Origin of the sequence: Parafilimonas sp., assembly GCF_047606085.1 — a bacterium.
Taxonomy (GTDB): Bacteria; Bacteroidota; Bacteroidia; order Chitinophagales; family Chitinophagaceae; genus Parafilimonas.
Genome location: NZ_JASGEX010000217.1, coordinates 1 through 7,533, shown reverse-complemented (window position 1 = coordinate 7,533; position 7,533 = coordinate 1). Strand labels below are relative to the sequence as shown.

4 protein-coding genes are annotated in these 7,533 nt (G+C 42.9%); 3 read left to right on the top strand and 1 reads right to left on the bottom strand.

Going from position 1 to position 7,533, the window contains the following annotated elements:
* Positions 1–143 precede the first annotated feature (143 nt).
* Both QM629_RS19270 and QM629_RS19265 read left to right on the top strand, forming a co-directional pair.
* Entirely contained in the window at positions 144–3,521 is a 3,378-nt protein-coding gene (locus QM629_RS19270) for a GH92 family glycosyl hydrolase (RefSeq protein ID WP_415161539.1), read from the top strand.
* Between the two features lie 190 nt (positions 3,522–3,711).
* Positions 3,712–4,788, top strand: a complete 1,077-nt coding sequence (locus tag QM629_RS19265) for a putative zinc-binding metallopeptidase (RefSeq protein ID WP_415161538.1) — start codon at positions 3,712–3,714, stop codon at positions 4,786–4,788.
* Positions 4,789–4,969: 181 nt separating this feature from the next.
* Here QM629_RS19265 and QM629_RS19260 read toward each other — a convergent pair whose 3' ends face one another.
* Positions 4,970–6,025, bottom strand: coding sequence for a PmoA family protein (locus tag QM629_RS19260; protein WP_415161537.1), 1,056 nt, complete (start codon positions 6,023–6,025; stop codon positions 4,970–4,972).
* A gap of 414 nt (positions 6,026–6,439) precedes the next feature.
* Between QM629_RS19260 and QM629_RS19255 the strand changes: the two genes are divergently transcribed.
* Positions 6,440–7,264, top strand: coding sequence for an SGNH/GDSL hydrolase family protein (locus QM629_RS19255; protein WP_415161536.1), 825 nt, complete (start codon positions 6,440–6,442; stop codon positions 7,262–7,264).
* The last annotated feature ends 269 nt before the right edge of the window (positions 7,265–7,533 follow it).

Sequence of the window (7,533 nt, the reverse complement as noted above, 5' to 3'; positions counted from 1 at the left end):
GTATTTTGAGGAGTTTCAATCGGCAATTGAGCAGTTCTTCTCTAATCTCGAATATCAATTGGATGAGCTGATATCTTTACTACAATTTAATTTCGGAATTATTAAAGCAACTTAGTATAATATAGCGGTAAAGCCATTGTAAAGTGTCTTCTTTGCTACTGCATAAACTTTTGCCTTTGAAAAATTTTTCATTCATTCTGTTCTGTTTTTTTATCGTTGTTGCTCATGCACAAACAAAGCAACCGGCAGATTATATAAATCCTTTTATAGGCGCCAGCACCAGTGCCGGCAAGGCTGGCATTTACCACGGCCTTGGCAAAACTTTTCCCGGCGCAACCACGCCATATAGCATGGTGCAGCTTAGCCCGAATACCATTACCGGCGGCGATAACGGTTCCGGCTACAGTTATGAACACAACAGCATTGAGGGCTTTGCATTCACACAAATGAGTGGCATTGGCTGGTATGGTGATTTGGGTAATTTTTTGGTGATGCCCACAACGGGCAAACTGAAAACATCTTCAGGCAGACTGGATGATAAGCCCGGTACCGGTTATCGTTCACGTTACAATAAAGCAAGCGAAAAAGCATCTGCCGGTTATTACAGCGTTCAGCTAACAGATTATAATATCAAAGCAGAAATGACAGCCGCGCCACACAGCGGCATGCTGCGTTTCACTTTTCCTGCAAACAAACAATCACGCATACAGATTGACCTGGCAAGAAGGGTGGGCGGCACATCAACATTACAATATGTAAAAGTTGTAAACAATAATACGATTGAAGGGTGGATGAAATGCACGCCTGGTGGCGGCGGCTGGGGCAATGGCGACGGCAAGGCTAACTATACCGTTTATTTCTATACGCAGTTCAGCAAGCCTTTAAAAGATTATGGTGTGTGGAGCGCCAATATCCCTGACACGGCGAGCCGCAAGCGGGAAGCGATAGAAAGTGATTATTACCGGCAATGGATCGCCAATGCAGTTGTTAAAAATAATATTAAAGAAAAAGAAGGCAAACATCTTGGCTTTTATACGGAGTTCGAAACAAAGGCAAATGAACAGGTTTTAATGAAGGCAGGCATATCATTCGTAAGCATGGATGGCGCGAAGAAGAACCTTGAAGCAGAAATAAAAGGCTGGCGTTTTGATAACGTTCATCAAAATGCAGTTCAGCTTTGGAATGATGCCCTGAAAGCTATTTCGATTGACGGCGCCACGGAAGAACAGAAATTTGTTTTTTATACGGCGCTCTACCATACCATGATTGATCCCCGTATTGTAACAGATGTGGATGGCAGCTATACCGGCGGCGATAATAAAATCTATCATGCAACAACATTTAACAAACGGACTATTTTCAGCGGCTGGGATGTTTTCAGGAGCCAGTTCCCCTTACAAACCATCATCAACCCAACACTGGTGAATGATATGATCAATTCGCTGGTAACGCTGGCTGATGAAACGGATAGCAATTACTTAGAAAGATGGGAACTGCTGAATGCTTACAGCGGTTGCATGCTGAGCAATCCCGCCGTTGTGGTACTGGCGGATGCCTACATAAAAGGCATCCGCAATTATGATGCAGATAAGGCTTACCGGTATGCAGTAAACACCAATGAAAAATTCGGCAATGGCAGCTTGGGATATGCTCCCGGCAGCATTGCAAAGACTTTGGAATATGCTTTTGACGACTGGTGCTTATCGCAAATAGCCCATGGCTTGCATAAGGATGAGGATGCTGAAAAATATTTTAACCGTTCGCTGGATTATAAGAATACCTGGGATGCAGAACACAACTGGTTCAGGCCGCGCAACGAAGATGGCACCTGGCAGCCCTGGCCAAAAGACGGGCGCCTAACCGACTGGTATGGCACATTTGAAACCAATCCTTACCAGCAGGGATGGTTTGTTCCGCATGATGTGGAAGGCATGGTTAAATTAATGGGCGGTAAAGAAAAAGCAATTGCCGACCTGGAAGATTTCTTCAGCAAAACACCAAAAAATTTTTCATGGAACAGTTATTACAACCATGCCAATGAGCCGGTGCACCATGTGCCTTTTTTATTTAACCGGCTGGGTGCACCCTGGCTTACACAAAAATGGGCGCGCATTATCTGCGACAGCGCATACCACAATTCTGTGGAAGGCCTGGTGGGCAATGAAGACGTGGGCCAGATGAGCGCCTGGTATGTGCTTGCATCCATGGGCATTCATCCTGTGTGCCCGGGCAGTACAAGAATGGAGATTGCAAGCCCTTTATTCAGGCAGGCTGATATACACCTGCCGGATGGCAAAACATTTTCCATCATCGCAAAAAACAATTCCCCATCCAATATGTATATACAAAGTGCATGGCTGAATGGCAGGCCTTATAACAAATGTTATATTGATTACTTTGATATAATGCATGGCGGCAGGCTTGAGCTAATGATGGACGGTCAGCCAAATAAAAACTGGGGCGTAGAAAAAGAAATTGTTGTTTATAAAGATACAGCCGCAACAAATTTTTTTAAACGCACATCAGGCGTTGTAGCAATGGATGGCGGTTATACCATTCATCTGAATGATAATAAAATTTTATGGCTGTTTGGCGACAGTTATATTGATCATTATGACAGTATAACCAAAACAGTGCCTTGCTTATTCCAGGCAAGAAACAGCGCCTTATTGCAACCATCAGCTAACGACTGGAACAGTGCGCATGCCATTTCTTTAACTGATGATAAAAGCAGCGACAAAACTTTCTTAAAAGATAAGAATGATCCCAGCCATTTCTTCTGGCCGTGCTGCGGTTATCAATTGCATGATACCATTTTCATCTACGGCATGAATATGAAAAATGCAAACGGCGGCCTGGGCTTTGCCAAAGCAGGGAACGATGTTTGGATAAAGCTTTTATACCCCTCATTAAAAATTATTGGCATAGAAAAATTGCCGGGCACTGACAGCATACAGTTTGGCAGCGGACTGATTGAAGATACAGCAAATGGCTATGCCTATATCTATGGCACAAAAGCAAAATTCATATCGGCGGATGTATATGTGGCAAGGTTTTCATTAAATAATCCAGCCGGATGGAAGTACTGGAACGGCACATGGTGGAGCAATAAAATGGAGGAGGCAAAACCTGTTATGGAAGCTTTACCCAACAGCACCACTGTATCAAAGGTGAAGGATAAATACCTGGCGCTTTCATCTGAATTCAGCGTTGCCTGCGATGGCGGCAAACATATTTATGCATCCCTGAGCGATAATGCTACAGGGCCGTTTTCAAAGCCTGAAATCATTTACACCATCAGTGATACAGTGCAAGGCCACTACCCTTTCTTCTATTTGCCCATTGCACATGCAGATTGCATGAATGACAGAGATGAATTGCTTATTCATTATTCCATCAATGGTTATGAGCCCTGCATTAAAAATTGTGTAAATAACAAATTCAACCCGGAATATTACCGCCCGCAGGCCTTATGGTTGCCCGTAAGTTATATTTTCTCAGCAACGCCGTTTAAACCATAATGCAGCCCTATAATTTTATTATAACGCTTATAATACGTATGCTGCTATTCATTGAATAAATACCGTTTGTCCTGTATATGCTGTTGATTAACCCGTGAACTTCTGAAACCCGTGAACAAGTAAACTTCTCAAACCGCATGAACTGCCGGAACTTATATTCTGGCAAACCGTTTGTAATTTTACGGCAATTATGAAACTATTTACCTGCACGAATTGTAACCATCCGGTATATTTTGAAAACACTTTCTGCATCCATTGCAATGCATCACTGGGATTTAACGTGGAAACGATGCAGCCGCTGGCATTAACTGTGGAAAATAATGGCCTGTTTTCCGTAACCCGGAGAAAGAAAAAACAGCTGTATAGATATTGCAGCAATTATCAATATGGCGTTTGCAACTGGCTGGTTGCGGCAGATGATGCCACTGGTTTTTGCAAAGCCTGTTCACTCAACAGAACGATACCGGATTTGAGCAACCCGGAATACCTGAACCGGTGGCAAGCTGTTGAAATAGCCAAGCATCGCCTGGTTTACCAGCTATTGCGCATGAAGCTGCCTGTAATTTCAAAGCAGCAGGATGAGCAAACAGGGCTTGTATTTGATTTTAAGGCAAATGAATCCAGCAATGTTTCGGAACGTGTGCTAACCGGCCATGACAACGGTGTTATTACATTGAACATAGAAGAAGCGGATGATATTGAAAGGGAGATGGCGCGCAAACAAATGGATGAAGTGTATCGTACATTATTGGGGCATTTCAGGCATGAAATAGGCCATTATTACTGGGACAGGCTTATTGACAATACGCCTAACCTTGAGGCCTGCAGGAAGGTTTTTGGAGACGACAGCCTGGATTATGCCCAGGCTTTACAAAAACATTATAATGAAGGGGCGCCTGCTAACTGGAATGAAAGCTACATCAGCATGTATGCCACCACGCATCCCTGGGAAGACTGGGCTGAAACATGGGCGCATTACCTGCATATAATTGATACGCTGGAAACGGCTTATTCTTTTGGGTTAAGCGTAAACCCCCTCGTGCCTGACCCGCAGAAAATGCAGGCTGAAATAAAGAAAGACCCTTATGCAATTAAAGATTTTGAGGCCATTTTCCATACATGGATACCGCTTACGTTTGCCATGAACAGCCTGAACAGGAGCATGGGGCTAAAAGACATTTATCCTTTCGTTATATCGGAAGCCGTTAAAAATAAAATGAAGTTTATTCATGAGGTAGTAGTGCTGCATGCAAAGGCGGTGGCGTAAAACAAGCATTTGGAAAAGCTGCGGATAGAAGTAACGCGGTCAGATGCTTTGAAGCGTCAGACCGATGGCAGCTTCCCGAACGCCATTATTATAAGAAATGCCTGCGATGCCAGATGCAGCTTTATACAATCAGGTGCATTAATCCTGCTTCCCATAAAAACTTATAAAATTTCCTTATTTATCAGTTACCGGGGCTCATTTTTGCAAATTCGTTTGCTATTTTGTCTATTTGATATGCAGGGATTGTTGCTTTATCTTCCTGTATAACTATCCTGTAATAAAACCGGATTATTTCCCCTTTTTGTAACCGGAGATTTTTTTCACTTCTGCCATTGGTAAATATTTTTTCTCCCAAAGGATTGGCGGCAAATAAACCGTAGCCTCTTGCATGCCAGAAGGTGGGATAATTAACATTGGACGGATGATCAATGATGGAAACGCTCACAGAATCATTTCCTATACGGGCGTACATCTTACACCAGGCCGCCCTTGTGCTCCACACGCTGTCTCCTTCTTTTCCTTCACTGGTTATATAATTGCCATTGGCAATGCTGTCTGCACTCTTTTTCACAATGGTTATATTGCCTTTGTCATCTGTGAATTGTTGATCTGTTGTGGCCGGAATCTGAAGCGCATGCGCCACTCTTAATCCCAGCATGCCATCTTTAGCATCAGTAAAGAGAATATCCTTGTTGGCTTTTAATGTCGTCAGCCTGTCTATAATGCGCAAATGGGTATTACCGCTAAACTCAAACCGCGTGGTTTCTTCCAGCAAAACATCATTTGCCTGATTAGTCCAGTTTGCATGGTATGCCAGCACGCCTTTATCTCCGCCGGACATTTCAATAATGCTGTCTGTTTTTATCCAGCCATATAAATGCTTTTTTTCAGCGGGAATGGCATAAGAATTATTCCAGAAATCCAAACCATTTACATTCTCATAGGTGAACCAAAGGCCAATATGATGCGGGTGGTCTGTTGGTTCGCCGGGAAGCGGATGAAAGGGAAATCCTCTTGTGATCATTGTTCCCTTTCCGGTATAAACAGGATAAAGTACAGGCTTCTCCAGTGTATCCGGGTACAAAAAACTGGTGAATAGTTTCTGTCCTATGAAGATGTTGATCTTCTTTTCACCAGTTTCCTTTACAATGTTCACAGTTTCATTTTGGGCTATTGAAACAGTAACAGCGAGAAAGCCTGTAATTAATAAAATGAAGTGTTTTTTATTGTGCATCATGCGGTGAGTATTTATTGTATCAGAGATATTTTAAAATAACCCCGGCTGACCAAATCAGTCGGGCAGGAAAATCAAGAAAAAAGATATTGTTCAGTATCATATTTATTTTTCAATTGCCTTCATGAACCCTTTTCGTCGGTTTCAGCATATTTGTCCATACGTCTTGATTAAGCTGTTGTGCTGTTGATTTCTCCGGCCATTTAGCCCTGATGCTTAGGCGCAGCAACACGTTTATTTTATCTTACTGACAGATAAGTTTGAACGGTTAAAAATACAATGAATACGGTTACCTCTGTCAGGGCCTTGCCGCAGGCTTTTTAGAACAAACCTTTCTTTACAGGTTTAAATTATCTTCGGCCTGAATTCCGGCCGGCAGGAACAGAGCGGCTAATTTTACTATGTAAATTCAATCACATGAAGCGATTTCTATTTATACTTGTTATTGCAGCCATAACCACCTCGTTTACAAAAAAAGAGATTACATGGACGGCCATCGGCGATTCCATCACTTACCTGAATGAACATGCAGATGAAACCGCTAACCGCATTACCAGGGGCTACATGACAAGGGTTACGGAAAAGCTGCCTTATATGCATTATATCAACCAGGGGCATAACGGCTGGACAGCAGGCGGCATTGCAGATAAGATTGAATCGCTCGGTCTTGCAAAAACAGATATATATTCTGTATTTCTTGGAACGAACGACTGGTGGGCGGGCCGTGCATTGGGCACTATGGATGACTATAAAAACAATACCGGCAACAGTACCGTGTATGGTTCGTTCCGCATCATCATTAATAAACTGCGCAGCCTGAATAAAGATGCGAAGATCATGCTTATAACACCCATGCAACGCCTGGATTTTGTATATATCAACAACATGAAAAACAATGCATGGGGCTCGTATAAAGCAAAGAACGGGCAAATGCTTTCCCGGTTTGCAGATGCTGTTATTGCCATTGCAAAATATGAACATATTAGCCTTGTTGACCTTTATTATAAAAGCGGCATGAACTACCGGAACCTTGTACATTATAAACGTGTAAAAGACCCGCAAACAGGCGCTTATAAAAACTATGCCTATCCTGGTTTTATTGGCATTCCTTTTAACCCGGATACAGACGAATATCCTTATCCGCCCGGCGCTATCAATATGACGTATGACGGGTTGCACCCTTCCGATAAAGGCTATGCAGTTATTGCCGGTATGCTGATAAAGGTTATGAAGAAATATTAAGCGGTTTATTGGTCCGGGGCGGCAGCTTCGCCTGTTGGGTTTAAAATTCCTTTTATGAGATGAGGAGATTTTCTCAGGCTAATTAATATTTTGAGGTGCCAAGAAAGCCCGAAGGGCTATAATGTGAATAGCCCTGAGTGCAAACTCAGGGTAAAAGGCATATATGAGCGAGGCAACCCCGCCTGCGGGGTTGAATGAAGCAGATTAAAGCAGGTATCTTTCATTAAACTCAACACCATTCTCTATAAGCAATCTCCTGAATTCATCAT

Excerpts from the sequence above, each read along its gene's own strand:
- QM629_RS19265 (WP_415161538.1), top strand. The coding sequence starts at position 3,712 with ATGAAACTATTTACCTGCACGAATTGTAACCATCCGGTATATTTTGAA.
- QM629_RS19260 (WP_415161537.1), bottom strand. The coding sequence starts at position 6,025 with ATGATGCACAATAAAAAACACTTCATTTTATTAATTACAGGCTTTCTC.
- QM629_RS19255 (WP_415161536.1), top strand. The coding sequence starts at position 6,440 with ATGAAGCGATTTCTATTTATACTTGTTATTGCAGCCATAACCACCTCG.